Here is a 16,653-nt window from a genome sequence, read left to right as displayed (position 1 = left end):
CCTCAGCTCATCCGCAGGGCCAGGAAGAAGTCGAGCTTGTCCTCCAGGCGCGACAGGTCACGCCCCGTCAACTGCTCGATCCGCCCGACGCGGTAGCGCAGCGTGTTGACGTGCAGGTGCAGCCGGTTGGCGCAGCGCGTCCAGGAACCGTCGCTGTCGAGGAACGCCTCCAGCGTCGGGATCAGCTCGGCGCGGTGGCGGCGGTCGTAGTCCCGCAGCGGGTCCAGGAGCCGGGCGGTGAAGGCGCGGCGGACGTCGTCGGGGACGAAGGGGAGCAGCAGCACGTGCGAGGCCAGCTCCTGGTGCCCGGCCGCGCAGACCCGGCCGGGCCGTGCCGCGGCCACCCGGCGGGCGTGCCTGGCCTCCTCCAGCGCCCCGCGCAGTCCCTCCGCCGAGTGCACGGCCGCGCTGACGCCGAGCGTGACCCGCCCGTCGCCGTCCAGCCCCGCCGACAGCGGCTCCCGCACGGACTCGAGGAGCGTTTCCGCGAGGACCCCGGCCTCGGAACCGTCGTGCTCGCTGGAGACCGCCGGCAGCGGCACGAGGGCGACCGCCTCCTCGCCGGTGTGCGCCACGGCGATGCGGTCCGACTGCTCGGGACCGGTGGCGTGCGGGTCGACCAGCATCTCCTCCAACAGGGTCTGCGCGACCCGGCCGGTCTGCTCGTCGCCGTCCGCCCACTCCACCCGGGCCACCACGACCTGCCAGTGCGGGGCCGCGCCGAGGCCCGGCAGCAGCACCGGCGCCGCCACCCGGAGCCGGGCCGCGATCTCGGCCGGCGCGGCGCCCGTCTGCACCAGTTCCAGGACCTCCTGCGCCAGCCGGCGCCGCACCGTGCGCGCCGCGTCCCGCCGGTCCCGCTCGACCGCGATCAGCTGGGTGACGCCGTACAGCAGGTCGAGGCGCTCCTCGGCCCAGTCCCCGGCGTCCGCCTCCACCGCCAGCAGCCAGTCGGACAGCACCGTCTCGCGCGCGTCCCGGCCGGCGCCCGCGCCCTGGAGGGCCCGCGCCCCCTGGGGCGGCACCGGCGACTGTCCCCGGCCGCGCACCGGGAAGAGGCTGTACGTCGTGGCGCCCACGGCCACCCGGTGCGGCGCGCGCCGGCCCGTGCGGGTGGCCGCGAGGTGCTCGGCCGCCAGCTTGGCGCGGACCTCGGCGGTCAGCCCGGGCTCCGCGTCCTTCGGCCCGGCGACCTGCCGTCCGGTGGGGGAGAGCACCCAGGCCCGCAGGTCGAGGTCGGAGCCGAGCAGGTCGAGGACCACGTCGGGGCCGCCGCCCGCCGGTCCCGAGGTCATCATCCGGCGGTGCCGGTCCACCACCGCCGCCAGGTCTCCCGCCCGCTCCCCGGAGACCTGGCGCACGACGTGCTCGGTGATCGTCGCGAAGGCCACCGACTCGTGCACCGCGAACAGCGGCAGCCGGTGCCGCGCGCACGCCACCACCAGGTCCTCCGGCACGCTCCCCAGCTCCGCCTCACCGGCGGCCAGCGCGGCCACCTGGGCCTGCACCAGGATGCGGACGAAAGGTTCGGAGTCGGCGGCGTCCCGGCGCCAGGCCAGGCCGGTGAGCACCAGCTCGCCGCCCGAGAGATAGCGGCTGGGGTCCCGCAGGTCGGTGGTCATCACGCCGCGGACCGTGCGGTCCAGCTCGCCCTCGCCGCCGAGCAGCTTGAGGCCCAGCGCGTCGGTGTCCAGCAGTGCGCGCAGCCGCATTCTCGTCGCCGCCGTTCTTTGTCTCGAAGTGTTCCAGGTCACGCGGCTGTGTCGCCCGATTCCAGAGGAGAACAGGGAGGCTACCGAGCACCTCCGTTCATACGAATCTACAAGATGCCCGCCCTGGCCAGCCAACTCCTTCATGGTTTCTGCGACTGACCTTGGCGGAGCACACAACGGTGTACTGAGGCCGTTCCGCGTGAACGGCACATGAACGAGCCGGGCCTTCCGTACCGCGTGTGGCTCGATCCGTACGCCCCCGATCAGACGAGGAAGAGAGCAGGCATGGACTTCCTTCGCCCTGGCGGCCGGGAGGAGGCGCTCGCCGCCGAGGCCGAGCACCTCACCGCGGTTCCGATCGCGGGCGGGAAGCACGTCACCGCTTCCCCGGCCGGCTCCGACCGGCACCCCCAAGACCCTCCGGGCGGCGCACGGAACGTCACACCCTCCGCGCCGCCCGGAGCACAGCCCAAGTCCCGCTCCGCTCGCGGTACTTGAAGTACCACCAGTACCAACCCGAACCACCAGTACCAACCCGAACCACCAGTACCACCACACATGCTTTCGTCTCGGGCCGTCCCCCGGGTCGTGCATATCCCAAATCCCGCGGCCGCCCCAGCGGCCGGCCGGGTGCCCCTATGAACCTTGGGAGACGGCCCCATGACCCAGCAGTCCGTGGAGCCCAAGACCACCGCCGAGGACGCGGGCGCGGGTTCCCGCGTCCCCTCCGGCCGGTCTTGGCTCGACCGGTACTTCCACATAACCCACCGGGGATCGACGGTCGCGCGTGAGGTGCGCGGCGGCATCACCACCTTCATGGCGATGGCGTACATCGTCCTGCTCAACCCCGTCCTGCTCGGCGGCGAGGACGTCGCGGGCGACACCCTCAGCCAGAAGGCCGTGATCACCGCGACGGCGCTCGCCGCGGCGGTCACCACGCTCCTCATGGGCTTCATCGGCAAGGTGCCGCTCGCCCTGGCCGCCGGGCTCTCGGTGTCCGGAGTGCTCGCCGGGCAGGTCGTCCCCCAGATGACCTGGCCGCAGGCCATGGCCATGTGCGTGATGTACGGCGTGGTCATCATGCTGCTCGTGGTCACCGGGCTGCGCGAGATGATCATGAACGCGATCCCGCTGGCGCTCAAGCACGGCATCACCATGGGCATCGGCCTGTTCATCGCCATCATCGGCTTGGTGAAGGGAGGGTTCGTCCACGGCGGCAAGGCCACCCCGCTCCAGCTCGGCCCCGCCGGTGAACTCGCGGGCTGGCCCGTGCTGCTCTTCGCGGGCACCCTGCTGCTGATCTTCATGCTCCAGGCGCGCAACACCCCCGGCGCCATCCTGATCGGCATCGTCACCGGCACGATCGTGGCGGCGATCCTCAACGCCACCGGGGTGATCGACCCCAAGCAGTGGGCCAACGGCGCACCCGAACTGCACGGCAGCGCGGTCTCCATGCCGGACTTCTCGCTCCTCGGCGACCTGGAGTTCGGCGGCTGGGGCGAGGTCGGCGCGATGACGGTCGGCATGATCGTCTTCACGCTGGTGCTCGCCGGGTTCTTCGACGCGATGGCCACCATCATCGGCGTCGGCACCGAGGCGAAGCTCGCCGACGACAAGGGCCGCATGCCGGGCCTGTCCAAGGCGCTGTTCATCGACGGCGCCGGCGGTGCCATCGGCGGCGTGGCGGGCGGCTCCGGCCAGACCGTCTTCGTCGAGTCCGCGACCGGCGTCGGCGAGGGCGCCCGCACCGGGCTCGCCTCGGTCGTCACCGGTCTGTTCTTCGCGGCCTGCCTCTTCTTCACGCCGATCACCGCGATCGTGCCGCAGGAGGTCGCCTCGGCGGCCCTGGTGGTCATCGGCGCCATGATGATGATGAACGCCCGGCACGTGGACTGGGCCGACCGGGCCACCGCGATCCCGGTCTTCCTGACCGTGGTCCTGATGCCGTTCACGTACTCGATCACGGCCGGTGTGGCCGCCGGCGTCATCTCCTACGTCGCCATCAAGGTCGCGCAGGGCAAGGCGCGGGAGATCGGCGCGTTCATGTGGGCCCTGACGCTGATCTTCGTCGTCTACTTCGCCCTCAACCCGATCGAGAGCTGGATGGGCGTGCACTAGGCGCCAGGACGGGAACCCTTCAGGTGCCCTCCGTCCCCGTCCGCCCGAGGAGGACCGGAAGATGCTGGACATCGCCGCAGAGCTGCACCGGTGGGTCGAGCAGGGACGCGACTTCGCCGTGGCCACCGTGGTGGCCGTCGGCGGCAGCGCGCCCCGCCTGCCCGGCGCCGCCCTGGCGGTGGACGCCGGGGGCACGGTGGTCGGCTCGGTCTCCGGCGGCTGCGTGGAGGGCGCCCTGTACGAGCGGTGCCGGGACGCGCTCCGGGACGGGGAAACCGTCCTGGAGCGCTTCGGGTACGGCGACGAGGACGCCTTCGCCGTGGGGCTGACCTGCGGCGGGGTCATCGACGTCCTCGTCGCCCCGGTACGGGCGGCCGATCCGGTCCGCCCGGCCCTGGCCGCGGTCCTCGCCGCAGCCGCACGCGGGGAGACGGCCGCCCTGGCCCGGATCGCGGGCGGACCGGACCGGCTGCTGGGCCGCGCGCTCGTCGTCGGCCCGGACGGCTCCCGCACCGGCGGCTTCGGCGGCCACCCCGAGCTGGACCGCACGGCGGCCGCCGAGGCCGGGGCGTTCCTGGCCGCCGGACGCACCGGCACGCTGGAGATCGGTGCGCGGGGCTCACGCTGCGGAGCACCGCTCACCCTGCTGATCGAGTCCGCGGCCCCCGCGCCCCGCATGATCGTCTTCGGCGCGATCGACTTCGCCTCGGCGCTGGTCCGGGTCGGCAAGTTCCTCGGCCACCACGTGACGGTGTGCGACGCCCGCCCCGTCTTCGCCACCCCGGCCCGCTTCCCGGAGGCGGACGAGGTCGTCACCGAGTGGCCCCACGAGTACCTGGCCCGTACCGCCGTGGACGCCCGCACGGTGCTGTGCGTCCTGACCCACGACGCCAAGTTCGACATCCCGCTGCTCCGGCTGGCGCTGCGCCTGCCGGTGGCGTACGTCGGCGCGATGGGCTCCCGCCGCACCCACCTGGACCGCGAGGCCCGCCTGCGCGAGGCCGGGGTGAGCGACCTGGAGCTGGCCCGGCTCAGGTCACCCATCGGCCTGGACCTCGGCGCCCGCACCCCCGAGGAGACGGCGCTGTCCATCGCCGCCGAGATCGTCGCGACCCGCCACGCCGGCACGGGCGCCGCCCTGACCGGCGCCCGCACCCCGATCCACCACGACGGCCCGGCGGCACCGGCGGCGCGCATCGATTCGGTGGCGTAGGGCCCCGGCCCCGTGCACGGCGTCGGCCCGCGGCTCGCGCGGACCGTCGGGCTCACTCCCGGCCGTGGGTCCTCCTCGCCAGGGACACCTCCGCGACCACCGGCCGGTGGTCCGAGGCCGTGGGCTCCTCGGGGACCGCGACGTCGTGCACCCGTACGCCCCCGCCCACGGCCACGTAGTCGATCCGCTTCACCGGGGCCTCGGCCGGATACGTGTGGGGCGTCCCCGCACCCGCGTCGCTCAGCTCCTTCCACAGCGGCGCCAGCTCGGGTGCCGAGGGTTCGGCGTTGAAGTCGCCCAGCAGGAACTGGCGCGCGCCCGGCAGCCGGTCCCGCTCCCGGGCCATGATCCGCCGGGTGTCGGCGACCTGGGCCTCGCGCACCGCCGGGTCCGCCCGGTAGTCGAGGTGGGTCACGAAGACCTGCACCGGCACCCCGCGCACCTTGAGCGTCACCTCGCCGAACCCGGGCGCGGGGGCCGGTACCGGGTTCTCGTCCTGCGTGGACAGGCGCGTGATCTCGTGGTTCGTCGCGGAACGGACCGGGAAGCGGGACAGCAGCGCCACGCCGTACTCGCGCCGGGGTTCCCCCGCGGTCACGGGATCGAGGCTGTAGATCGGGGCGAAGGACACCCGCATGCCGAGCCGCCGGGCCAGTTCCCCGGCCACGTCGAGCCCCTGGCTGCGGGCTCCCCAGTGCACGTCGACCTCCTGGAGGCCGATCACGTCCGCGTCGAGGGCGCGCAGCGCGGCGGCCTGCCGGTCGAGGTCGAAGACGCCGTCCGAGCCCGTCCCGGCGTGGATGTTGTAAGTGGCGATGCGCAGCGGGACCGCGTGTCCCTGACCGGCGGAGGCGGGCGGTGCCGCCACGGCCAGGGTGAACAAGGCGCCAGCGAGGGTCAGTTGGGTGAAGGTGCGCGCTCTGGCAGACATGCGGGCACGGTACGCGGGAAACGGCGTCCGCGAGGCGCGCGGCGCGATCTCGTCCGCGACCCGTCCCCCGGCCGCAACCCCGGGTTCACGCCCGGCGCAGCAGGTGGTCGACCGTGCGGCCGAAGACGAGGCGCCCCGAGCGGGCCAGCAGGCCGTCGAGGAAGGCCGGGACGAGCCGGACGTCCAGCTCCTCGCGCCACACCACCCGCGTCCGGCCGTCCGGTCCCGTACCGACCTCGATCTCCGCCCAGCCCCGGACCACCCGGCCGCGCTTGTCCATCCGGCACCGCCCGGCCAGGTCCGCTCGCGGCGGCTGCCAGACCGTCACCTCCATGGGGTCGGCGAAGGTGAGCACCCCGGCGCCGGTGCGGGCCACGACCACCGTGCCGCGGCGGGTGGGGCCGGGCGGGCCGGCGGTCACCCGCGTCAGCGGCACGGTGTCGCCGTGCCGCTCCCAGCGGGTGAGCCGGCGCCAGGCCTCGTCGGGCGGGAGCGGGGTGGTGCGTTCGAGCGAGAAGGTGGCCACGGGGCGATCGTGGCACGTCCGTCAGCGGTAGACCTTGCCCGGCTCGGCCTTGCCGGGGGCCATCAGCTGGGGAACCGTCACGAAGACGTAGCCCCGCTTCTTGAGCGCGTCGATGATCCCGGGCACGGCGGGCACGGTGCCGTCGTAGATGTCGTGCAGCAGGATGATGCCGTCCCGGGACGACTGGTCCAGGACCCGCTCGGTGATCAGGTCGGAGTCGGTGGTCTTGTAGTCCTTGGCGGTCACGCTCCACAGCACCTCCGCGAGTCCCAGCTCACGGCAGATGTCGTGCACCGTGTCGTCCGTGCGGCCCTGCGGCGGGCGCATCAGGGTGGGGCGCTTGCCCGTCAGGCGCTCTATCTCCTTGTTCGGACGCTCCAGCTCCTCGCGTATCTCGTCCGGCTTCGCGTCCGTGAGGATCTTGTGGGTCCAGGTGTGGCTGGCCACCTCGTGGCCCTCGTCGGCCATGCGCCTGACAAGCTCGGGATAGGTGTCGATGTGCCGTTTGCCGAGCAGGAAGAAGGTCGCCGGGACCTGCTTCTCCTTGAGGATGTCGAGCAGCCGGGCGGAGTTCTCGCTCGGTCCGGCGTCGAAGGTCAGCGCGATGCACTTGGCGTGCGCGCAGTCCACCGTGCCGAGCCCGCCCGCCCGGGCCTGGGCGCCGGACGCCCCGGCCTTGCCGTCGGCCTGGCTGTCGGCGTCGGCGGCGTTGCGGACGGAGCTGGGGGAGTGTGTCTCCAGCTTGGTGCAGCCGCTCAGCGCGAGGGTGAGCGAGGCGGCGGCCGCGAAGGTCGCGAGTGCACGCAACCTGGTCCCCGTTTTGTTCATCTTCCTGGTCAGCGAAGGCATACGAGGACTATACGCGCCGTGTATATACGCAGTTTATAGCACCCCCTCGAATGTCCGTTCGGGGTAGTGGTGGTCGTCACCGGGTTACTCAGCCGACACACACGTGACGGTGAGAGTGAGGAGGACCCCGTGAGCGAGACCCCCGTGACCGAGAGCCCCGGGAGCGGACGCGCCTGGCGGCGGGCCCTGGTGACCGGCGGAGCCGGGTTCGTGGGATCCCACCTGTGCGGCCGCCTGCTCGGCGCCGGCACCGACGTCGTCTGCCTCGACAACCTGGCCACCGGCTCCCGCGCCAACGTGGCCGACCTGGAGCGGCGGCGCGGATTCCGGTTCGTCCGGGCCGATGCCACCGACCCGCGGGCGCTGCGCGGCCTGCCCGGCCGGTTCGACCTGGTCCTGCACTTCGCCTGCCCCGCCTCGCCCGCCGACTACCTCCGGCTGCCGCTGGAGACCCTGGACGTCGGCAGCACCGGCACCCGCAACGCCCTGGAACGGGCGCACGCCGACGGCGCCCGCTTCCTGCTCGCCTCCACCTCCGAGGTCTACGGCGACCCGCTGGAGCACCCGCAGCGCGAGACGTACTGGGGCAATGTCAACCCGATCGGCCCGCGCAGCGTCTACGACGAGTCCAAGCGCTTCGCCGAGGCCCTGGTCACCGCCCACCGCCAGGTGCACGGCACCGACACCGCCATCGTCCGGATCTTCAACACCTACGGGCCCCGGATGCGCACCGGCGACGGTCGGGCCGTGCCCACCTTCATCGCGCAGGCGCTGGACGGCATGCCGCTCACCGTCGCCGGTGACGGCGGTCAGACCAGGTCCCTGTGCTACGTCGACGACACCGTGGCGGGCGTCCTGGCCCTCGCCGCCTCGGGGGAGACCGGGCCGATGAACATCGGCGGCGCCGACGAGATCACCATGCTGGAACTGGCCCGCCGGATCGTCGACCTCACCGGCTCCGGCTCCCGCATCCGCTTCGTCGACCGCCCCGTCGACGACCCGGGCCGGCGCAGGCCGGACACCACCCTGGCCCGGGAACGGCTGGGCTGGCGGCCGAGCGTCAGCTGGCACGAGGGCCTGGAGCGGACCATCGGCTGGTTCGCGCACGCCGTCGCCGCCTGAGGCGGGCCCGAGACGGTCACTTACAGTGACAAATCCGCTTTTCTCCGGAAGTGACCTGTCTCCAAGTGTTTGAGGCAACTGCCCCGCGGCACCCGCGACGCCGAGAGAGGAGCCCACCCCATGCGCATCCTTGGTATCAACGCCCTGTTCCACGACCCGGCTGCCGCGCTCGTCGTCGACGGCCGGACCGTCGCGGCCGCCGAGGAGGAGCGGTTCAGCAGGCGCAAGCACGGCAAGCGCCCGGTGCCCTTCTCCGCCTGGGAGGTCCCGGAGCTGTCGGCGCGGTGGTGCCTGGAGCACGCCGGGGTGCGGCCGGGGGACCTCGACGCCGTCGCCTACTCCTTCGACCCCAAGCTCGCCCGGCCCGCCCGCGACCTGGGCCTGGACGACCCCTGGGACCCGCTGCGGCTCGAATACGCCCGCCGGGCCCCCGAGTTCCTCGCCGAGGCGCTGCCCGGGCTCGACCCCGACCAGGTCGTCTTCGTCCCGCACCACGTGGCGCACGCCGCCTCCGCGGGACCGGCCTCGCCGCACCCCGACAACGACGTCCTGGTCCTCGACGGCCGCGGCGAGTCCGCCTCCCACCTGGCCGGCCGCTACCGCGACGGCAAGCTCGACGTCCTCGCCACCCAGGCGCTGCCGCACTCGCTCGGCCTGGTCTACGAGGAGCTGACCGAGCACCTCGGCTTCCTGCGCAGCAGCGACGAGTACAAGGTGATGGCCCTCGCCTCCTACGGCACCCCCCGCCACCTCGACCGGCTCCGTGAGCAGGTCCACGCCACCGGCGACGGCGGCTTCCGCGCCCACGGCGTCGACTGGGCGGCCCTCGCCCCGCCGCGCGCCAAGGGCGAGGACTGGACGAAGGACCACGCGGACCTGGCCGCGAGCACCCAGGCCGTCCTGGAGGAACTCCTCCTCGAACTCGTCCACTGGCTGCACGGCGAGGCCGGGGGCGAGGCCCTGACCATGGCGGGCGGCGTCGCGCTCAACTGCGTCGCCAACTCGAAGATCGCCGCGCGCGGCCCCTACCGGCACGTGTGGGTGCAGCCCGCCGCCGGTGACGCCGGCACGGCCCTCGGCGGCGCCCTGCACGTGGCCGCCGCCCAGGAGGGTGCCGCGCCCGAGCCGATGCCCGGCGCCGACCTCGGCCGCGGCTGGCGCGACGAGGAGATCCGCGCCTGGCTTCAGACCGCCGCGATCCCCTACGAGGAGCCGGACGACATCGCCGAGACGGTCGCCGAGGAACTCGCCCGGGACGGGATCGTCGCCTGGTTCCAGGGCCGCAGCGAGTTCGGGCCGCGCGCCCTCGGACACCGCTCCCTGATGGCCCACCCCGGCCGCGCCGAGAACCTCGAACGCCTCAACCACGTCAAGGGCCGCGAGGAGTTCCGCCCCGTCGCGCCCATGGTGCTCGCCGACCGCGCCGCCGACATCTTCACCGGGCCGGTCCCCAGCCCGTACATGCTCTTCGTGCACGACGTCGCCCCCGCCTGGCGGGACCGCATCCCGGCCGTCGTCCACGTCGACGGCACCGCCCGCATCCAGACCGTCGAGGAGCGCCGCGAGCCGCTCGTCGCACGGATGCTGGCCGCCTTCGAACGGCGCACCGGGCTGCCGGTCGTCGTCAACACCAGCCTCAACACCGCCGGACGGCCCATGGTCGACGACCCGCGCGACGCCCTGGAGTGCTTTGGCTCGGCACCCGTGGACCTGCTGGCCATCGGCCCCTTCGCGGTGCGCCGGGGACGGGCGTTCGCATGAGCACCGCCCCCAAGGCCGGCGGCCCGCGCACCGGCTACGCCGTCGTCGTCCCCACCCTGGTGCGCGACACGCTGGCCGACTGCCTGGCCGCGCTGGTCGCCGCGCACGGGCCGGACCCCGACGAGATCGTCCTCGTCGACGACCGGCCCGGCCCCGACGCCGACCCGGGCGCGCTGGAACACGCCCTGACCGTCCTCGGCGACCTGCGCGAGCGCACGGTGGTGCTGCGCAGCGGCGGGCGCGGTCCCGCCGCCGCCCGCAACACGGGCTGCCGCGCGGTCACCTCCCCCTGGACCGCCTTCCTCGACGACGACGTCCAGGTCGGCCCGCACTGGTGCGACCAGCTGATCCAGGACCTCGCTGAGGCGGCCCCCGACACCGGCGCCGTGCAGGGCGTGATCGCCGTGCCGCTGCCCGGCGAGCGCCGCCCCACCGACTGGGAGCGCGGCACCGCCGGTCTCGCCCAGGCCCGGTGGATCACCGCCGACATGGCCTACCGCACCGACGTGCTCAAACAGGTCGGCGGCTTCGACGAACGCTTCACCCGCGCCTTCCGCGAGGACGCCGACCTCGCGCTGCGCGTCCTCGACGCGGGCTGGCGCATCCGGCGCGGCCGCCGCACCACCCGCCACCCCGTGCGCCCCGCCGGGCGCTGGGTCTCCCTCAAGCAGCAGCGCGGCAACGCCGACGACGCCCTGATGCGGCGGCTGCACGGCCCCGACTGGTGGGCCAAGGCGGTCGCGCCCCGGGGCCGGATCCGGCGCCACGCGGCGATCACCGCCGCCGGCGTGGCCGCCCTCGCCCTCGCGGCGGCCGGACGTCCCCGGGCCGCCGCCGTCGCCGGGGCCGGCTGGGCCGCGGGCACCGCCGAGTTCGCCTGGGCCCGCATCGCGCCCGGACCACGCACCCGGTACGAGGTCACGACGATGCTGGTCACCAGCGCGCTCATCCCGCCCGCCGCGACCTGGCACCGGCTCAGCGGGCTCTGGCGCCACCGCGCCGCCCCCGCCTGGCGGGAGGTGGCCGCATGAGCCCCGCGGACAACGCCGTGAAGGCCGTCCTCTTCGACCGCGACGGCACCCTCGTCCACGACGTCCCCTACAACGGCGACCCGGACCGGGTCCGCCCCGTCGACGGCGCCCGCGAGGCGGTGGCACTGCTGCGCGCCCACGGCATCCGCGTCGGCGTCGTCACCAACCAGTCCGGCGTGGCCCGCGGCCTGATCACCGACGGCGACGTCCGGCGCGTCAACCGCCGCATCGACGACCTGATCGGCCCGTTCGACGTCTGGGCCGTCTGCCCGCACGGCCCAGACGACGGCTGCCACTGCCGCAAACCGCGGCCCGGCCTGGTCCAGTGGGCGGCGGGCCGCCTCTGCGCCGCGCCCGCCGACTGCGTCGTCGTCGGCGACATCGGCGCCGACACGGAGGCCGCCGAACGCGCCGGCGCCCGGGGCATCCTCGTCCCCAACGACCGCACCCGCCCCGAGGAGACGGCCGCGGCGGCCCACGTCGCCCCGGACCTCCTCACCGCCGTACGGACCCTCGTCACCGGCCCGGCCACGGGCCGTACCCCGGCGAACGGGCGGACCGCCGAGCCGGCCGCCGGGCCGGACCCGGCGAGCACCGCCCCGCGGACCGTCACCGCCCGCGGCGCCGACCGACCCGGCCACCCGGAGACCGCCGCCACCCCGGCCACCGGCCGAGGCGCCCTCCGCCCCGGCGACGGGAGGCCGTCGTGAAGGCGATCGTGACGCGGCTCGACAGCTTCGGCGACGTGCTGCTCGCCGGGCCCGCCGTGCGCGCCGTCGCCGCGCGGGCCGACCACGTGACCCTGCTGTGCGGGCCGCGCGGCGCGCCCGCCGCGCGGCTGCTGCCCGGCGTCGACGAGGTGCTGGTCTGGGAGGCGCCCTGGGGCGGCTTCGAGCCGCCCGAGGTGCGGCGGGACGACATCGACGCGCTCGTGGACCGGATCGACGCCGACACCGCGCTGGTCCTCACCTCCTTCCACCAGTCCCCGCTGCCCACCGCCCTGGTGCTGCGCCTGGCCGGCGTGCGGTACATCGCCGCCGACAGCGAGGACTACCCCGGCTCCCTCCTGGACCTGCGCCACCGGCGCGCCCCGCACGACCACGAGGCCGAGGCCGCGCTGCACCTCGCCGAGGCGGCCGGGTTCCCCGCGCCCGACGACGGACGGCTGCGCGTGCACACGCCGCCGCCCGCCGACACCCTCACCGGGCCCGGGCCCTACGTCGTCCTGCACCCCGGCGCCAGCGTCCCCGCCCGCGCCTGGAGCCCCGAGCGCGCCGCCGAGGCGGTCCGCGAACTGGCCGCCGCCGGACACCGCGTGCTGGTCACCGGCGGCCCCGACGAGCGCGCCCTCACCGCCCACGTCGCCGGCCGGCACGGCACCGACCTCGGCGGCCGCACCGACGCCCCCGAACTGGCCGGCGTCCTCGCGGGCGCGAGTGCCGTCGTCACCGGCAACACCGCGCCCGCCCACCTCGCCGCGGCCGTCGGCACCCCCGTCGTCTCCCTGTTCGCCCCCGTCGTACCCGCCGAGCGCTGGCGGCCGTACGGCGTGCCCTACGTGCTGCTGGGCGACCAGGACGCGCCCTGCGCCGACAGCAGGGCCCGCAACTGCCCCGTCCCCGGCCACCCCTGCCTGAACACCGTCACCGCCACCGACGTGGCCGCCGCCGTCGAGAAACTGCTGGGGGAGACATGAGGATCCTCATCTGGCACGTGCACGGGTCGTGGACCACGGCCTTCGTGCAGGGCCCGCACACCTACCTCGTCCCCGTCACCCCCGACCGCGGCCCCGACGGCCTCGGCCGCGCCCGCACCTGGGACTGGCCCGACTCCGTCGTGGAAGTACCGCCCGAGCGGCTGCGCGACGAGGAGATCGACCTCGTGGTCCTCCAGCGCCCGCACGAACTCGACCTGGTCGACCGCTGGCTGGGCCGCCGTCCGCCGCTGGTCTACCTGGAGCACAACGCCCCCGACGGCGACGTGCCCCGCACCCGCCACCCGGCCGCGGACATCCCGGGCGTCACCCTCGTCCACGTCACCCACTTCAACCGGCTGATGTGGGACGCGGGTGCCACGCCGACCACCGTCGTCGAGCACGGCATCGTCGACCCCGGCCACCGCTGGACCGGTGAGCTGGAGCGCGCCGCCGTCGTCGTCAACGAGCCGGTCCGGCGCGGGCGTACGACCGGGACCGACCTGCTCCCCGACTTCGCCCGCGCCGCCCCGCTCGACGTGTTCGGCATGCGCACCGAAGGACTCGCCGAGCACCTCGGCGTCGACCCCGGCCGCTGCCGCACCCAGGACGTCCCCCAGGACCGCCTGCACACCGAGCTGGCCCGCCGCCGCGTCTACGTCCACCCCGTCCGCTGGACCTCCCTCGGCCTGTCCCTGCTGGAGGCCATGCACCTGGGCATGCCCGTGGTCGCCCTCGCCACCACCGAGGTCACCGAGGCCGTGCCGCCGGGCGCCGGGGTGGTGTCCAACCGCATCGACGTACTGACCGACGCCGTACGCGACTTCCTCGCCGACCCGCTGCACGCCCGGGCGGTCGGCGAGGCGGCCCGTGCGGCGGCCCTGGCCCACTACGGGCTGCCCCGCTTCCTGGACGACTGGGAGCGGCTGCTCAAGGAGGTGACCCGATGAGGATCGCCATGGTGTCCGAGCACGCGAGCCCGCTCGCCGCGCTCGGCGGCGTGGACGCCGGCGGACAGAACGTCTACGTGGCCCGGCTCGCCGAGGAGTTGGCGGGGCGCGGGCACGACGTCACGGTCTACACCCGCCGGGACGCCACCGACCTGCCCGACCGCGTGTCGCTGCCCGGCGGCGCGGTCGTCGAACACGTGCCGGCCGGGCCACCGGTGGCCGTCCCCAAGGACGAACTGTTCCCGCACATGCCCGCCTTCGGCGCCCACCTGGCCCGCGCCTGGGCCCGGGAACGGCCCGACGTGGTGCACGCCCACTTCTGGATGTCCGGCATGGCCTCGCAGCTCGGCGCCGCCCCGCACGGCATCCCCCTCGTCCAGACCTTCCACGCCCTGGGCACCGTCAAGCGGCGCCACCAGGGCATGCGGGACACCAGCCCCTACGAGCGCATCGGCATCGAACGGCAGCTCGGCCGCACCTGCGAACGGGTCCTGGCCACCTGCACCGACGAGGTCGTCGAACTCGGCGACATGGGCGTCCCGCCCCGGCAGGTCTCCGTGGTGCCCTGCGGGGTGGACGCCGAGCACTTCCACCCCGCCGCCGACACCGGCCGCACCCCCGAACGACGCCTGCGGCACCGGCTGCTCGCCTGCGGCCGGCTCGTCCCGCGCAAGGGCTACGACCAGGCCATCCGCGCCCTGGCCCGCATACCCGACGCCGAACTCCTCATCGCCGGCGGCCCGCCGGCCGGCGCCGTGGAGGCCGAACCCGAGGCGCAGCGCCTGACCGGCGTCGCCCGCCGGGCCGGCGTCGCCGACCGGGTCCGGCTGCTCGGCGCGGTCGACCCGGACGACATGCCCGCCCTGCTCCGCAGCTCCGACCTGGTGCTGTGCACCCCGGTGTACGAGCCGTTCGGCATCGTGCCGCTGGAGGCCATGGCGTGCGGCGTACCCGTCCTCGCCACCGACGTCGGCGGCCACCGCGACTCCGTCGCCGACGGCGTCACCGGCCGCCTGGTCGCCCCGCAGGACCCCGAGGCCGTGGCCGACGCCGCCCGCGAACTCCTCGCCGACGAGCGGCTGCGCCGCCAGTACGGCAGGAACGGCCGCGAACGCGTCCTGCGGCACTACACCTGGGCGCGCGTCGCCGACGGCGCCGAACAGGTGTACCGCCTGACCCGCTCCGAGCACGCCCTGTCGACGGAGGTGGCGTCATGACCGTGCACCCGCCCGTCGTCGGACACTGCGACGAACTCCTGCACGCGCTCGGGGCGTTCCGCGCCTCCGCGCACGTCACCCAGCGCTGGGGCGACCGGCTCGCGGCGGTACTCGGCGGCGGCGGCCGGCTGCTCGCCGCGGGCAACGGCGGCAGCGCCGCCCAGGCCCAGCACCTGACCGCCGAGATCGTCGGCCGCTACCGCGACGACCGCCCGCCGTTCTCCGCGATTGCGCTGCACGCCGACACCTCGTCCACCACCGCCATCGCCAACGACTACGGCGTCGACGAGGTGTTCGCCCGCCAGGTGCGCGCCCACGGCCGCGAGGGCGACGTCCTGATGCTGCTGTCCACGTCCGGCGCCAGCGCCAACCTGCTCTCCGCGGCCGACGCGGCCCGCGCGGCCGGGCTGCGGGTGTGGGCGCTCACCGGCTGCGCCCCCAACCCGCTGATGGCGGGCAGCGACGAGTCCCTGTGCGTCGAGGCGCCCTCGACCGCCACCGTCCAGGAGATCCACCTGGTCGCCGTCCACATGATCTGCGCGGCCTTCGACGCGGCCCTGGAGCGCGGCGCGCGCGGCGCACGGGCCGCGGGGCGCGCGGCCCAGCGGAAGCGGAGGTGACGTGACCCATGGCTGCCATGACTGACCGGACCCCGCTGGTCGTGGTCGGCGACGCGCTGCTCGACCGCGACCTCACCGGATCCGCCGACCGGCTCGCCCCGGACGCGCCGGTCCCGGTGGTCTCGGAGTGCGCCGAGCGGATCCGCCCGGGCGGTGCCGCCCTCGCCGCGTACCTCGCCGCCCGCGACGGCCGCGAGGTCACGCTGATCGCGGGGGTGGGCGACGACCCGGCCGGCCGCGCCCTGCGCGAACTGCTCGAACCCTGGCTGACCCTCGTCCCCCTGCCGCTGACCGGCACCGTGCCGGAGAAGACCCGCGTCCTGGCCCAGGACCGTCCCGTCGTCCGGCTCGACCGGGGCGGCGGCCGGGTGCGCGAGGCCACCGACGAGGCCCGCGACGCGCTGCGCTCCGCCCGCGCCGTCCTGGTCTCCGACTACGGCCGGGGCGCGGCCGACGCCCTGCGCGACGTACTCGCCGCGCGTCCGCCGCTGGTCTGGGACCCGCACCCGCGCGGGGGGCCGCCGGTGGCCGGCACCCGCCTGGTGACGCCCGCCGAGAAGGAGGCCCACGCCTTCGCACCGGACCGGGACCACCCGGGCGGCGGCCTGCGCGCCGCCGCCCTCGCCGCCGCGGCCCTGGTACGGGACTGGCGGGCGGCCGCGGTGGCGGTGACCCTCGGTCCGCGCGGCGCCCTCCTGTCCTACGGCGAGCACCCCCTGCTGGTCCCCGCGCCCGCCGCCCACCACGGCGACGCCTGCGGCGCGGGGGACCGGTTCGCGGCCACCGCGGCCGGACTGCTCGCCGACGGCGCGCTGGTGGGGGAGGCCGTCGAGGGCGCGGTGAGCGCCGCCACCGCCTTCGTCGCGGCGGGCGGCGCGGCCGCCGCGCCCCCGGCCCGCTCCCACCGGGC

General features: G+C 75.2%; 15 protein-coding genes. 11 read left to right on the top strand and 4 right to left on the bottom strand.

The window, feature by feature from the left end:
- Nucleotides 1-2: 2 nt before the first annotated feature.
- Complete coding sequence (locus K7854_RS05910) at nt 3-1,712, bottom strand: PucR family transcriptional regulator (RefSeq protein WP_226025283.1); 1,710 nt, start codon at nt 1,710-1,712, stop codon at nt 3-5.
- A 660-nt stretch (nt 1,713-2,372) separates the two neighbouring features.
- On the opposite strand from K7854_RS05910, the gene K7854_RS05900 reads away from it, so the two are divergent.
- The gene (locus tag K7854_RS05900; RefSeq protein ID WP_226025282.1) at nt 2,373-3,830 is read left to right on the top strand and encodes an NCS2 family permease; all 1,458 of its coding nucleotides are present in this window, start codon (nt 2,373-2,375) and stop codon (nt 3,828-3,830) included.
- A gap of 61 nt (nt 3,831-3,891) precedes the next feature.
- A complete protein-coding gene (locus tag K7854_RS05895) occupies nt 3,892-5,043 on the top strand; it encodes an XdhC family protein (protein ID WP_226025281.1) in 1,152 nt (383 codons plus the stop codon).
- 52 nt (nt 5,044-5,095) lie between these two features.
- Here K7854_RS05895 and K7854_RS05890 read toward each other — a convergent pair whose 3' ends face one another.
- The 3 genes from K7854_RS05890 to K7854_RS05880 all read right to left on the bottom strand — a co-directional run bounded on the left by K7854_RS05890 (nt 5,096) and on the right by K7854_RS05880 (nt 7,349).
- Nucleotides 5,096-5,974 (bottom strand): endonuclease/exonuclease/phosphatase family protein, encoded by an 879-nt coding sequence (locus K7854_RS05890; protein ID WP_226025280.1) that lies wholly within the window; start codon nt 5,972-5,974, stop codon nt 5,096-5,098.
- Nucleotides 5,975-6,059: 85 nt separating this feature from the next.
- On the bottom strand, nt 6,060-6,500 hold the full coding sequence (locus tag K7854_RS05885) for an SRPBCC family protein (protein WP_226025279.1): 441 nt from the start codon (nt 6,498-6,500) through the stop codon (nt 6,060-6,062).
- A gap of 21 nt (nt 6,501-6,521) precedes the next feature.
- A complete protein-coding gene (locus K7854_RS05880) occupies nt 6,522-7,349 on the bottom strand; it encodes a polysaccharide deacetylase family protein (RefSeq protein ID WP_226025278.1) in 828 nt (275 codons plus the stop codon).
- A gap of 129 nt (nt 7,350-7,478) precedes the next feature.
- Here K7854_RS05880 and K7854_RS05875 point away from each other — a divergent pair, with 129 nt between their 5' ends.
- The 9 genes from K7854_RS05875 to K7854_RS05835 all read left to right on the top strand — a co-directional run.
- Nucleotides 7,479-8,471 carry an NAD-dependent epimerase/dehydratase family protein gene (locus K7854_RS05875; RefSeq protein ID WP_226025277.1) on the top strand — a complete coding sequence of 331 codons (993 nt, stop codon included), beginning with the start codon at nt 7,479-7,481 and terminating at the stop codon, nt 8,469-8,471.
- 120 nt (nt 8,472-8,591) lie between these two features.
- Nucleotides 8,592-10,232, top strand: coding sequence for a carbamoyltransferase family protein (locus tag K7854_RS05870; RefSeq protein WP_226025276.1), 1,641 nt, complete (start codon nt 8,592-8,594; stop codon nt 10,230-10,232).
- Nucleotides 10,229-11,263, top strand: coding sequence for a glycosyltransferase (locus K7854_RS05865; protein WP_226025275.1), 1,035 nt, complete (start codon nt 10,229-10,231; stop codon nt 11,261-11,263). Before K7854_RS05870 ends, K7854_RS05865 begins: the two co-directional genes overlap by 4 nt.
- Nucleotides 11,260-11,973, top strand: a complete 714-nt coding sequence (locus K7854_RS05860) for a D-glycero-alpha-D-manno-heptose-1,7-bisphosphate 7-phosphatase (RefSeq protein WP_226025274.1) — start codon at nt 11,260-11,262, stop codon at nt 11,971-11,973. Before K7854_RS05865 ends, K7854_RS05860 begins: the two co-directional genes overlap by 4 nt.
- The gene (locus tag K7854_RS05855; protein WP_226025273.1) at nt 11,970-12,959 is read left to right on the top strand and encodes a glycosyltransferase family 9 protein; all 990 of its coding nucleotides are present in this window, start codon (nt 11,970-11,972) and stop codon (nt 12,957-12,959) included. The genes K7854_RS05860 and K7854_RS05855 overlap by 4 nt, the downstream gene beginning before the upstream one ends.
- On the top strand, nt 12,956-13,906 hold the full coding sequence (locus K7854_RS05850; RefSeq protein WP_226025272.1) for a glycosyltransferase: 951 nt from the start codon (nt 12,956-12,958) through the stop codon (nt 13,904-13,906). The genes K7854_RS05855 and K7854_RS05850 overlap by 4 nt, the downstream gene beginning before the upstream one ends.
- On the top strand, nt 13,903-15,123 hold the full coding sequence (locus K7854_RS05845) for a glycosyltransferase family 4 protein (protein WP_226025271.1): 1,221 nt from the start codon (nt 13,903-13,905) through the stop codon (nt 15,121-15,123). Before K7854_RS05850 ends, K7854_RS05845 begins: the two co-directional genes overlap by 4 nt.
- Nucleotides 15,120-15,743: a D-sedoheptulose-7-phosphate isomerase gene (locus K7854_RS05840; RefSeq protein WP_226025270.1), complete on the top strand. Its 624-nt coding sequence runs from the start codon at nt 15,120-15,122 to the stop codon at nt 15,741-15,743. The genes K7854_RS05845 and K7854_RS05840 overlap by 4 nt, the downstream gene beginning before the upstream one ends.
- A 17-nt stretch (nt 15,744-15,760) precedes the next feature.
- Nucleotides 15,761-16,653 (top strand): bifunctional heptose 7-phosphate kinase/heptose 1-phosphate adenyltransferase (locus K7854_RS05835; protein WP_226025438.1); only part of this gene is annotated, 893 nt, incomplete at its 3' end.

It is taken from the genome of Streptomyces hyderabadensis (genome assembly GCF_020404845.1).
Classification (GTDB): domain Bacteria; phylum Actinomycetota; class Actinomycetes; order Streptomycetales; family Streptomycetaceae; genus Streptomyces; species Streptomyces hyderabadensis.
The sequence above is the reverse complement of the archived record's forward strand: the minus strand, read 5'-3'. Positions and strand labels throughout refer to the sequence as shown.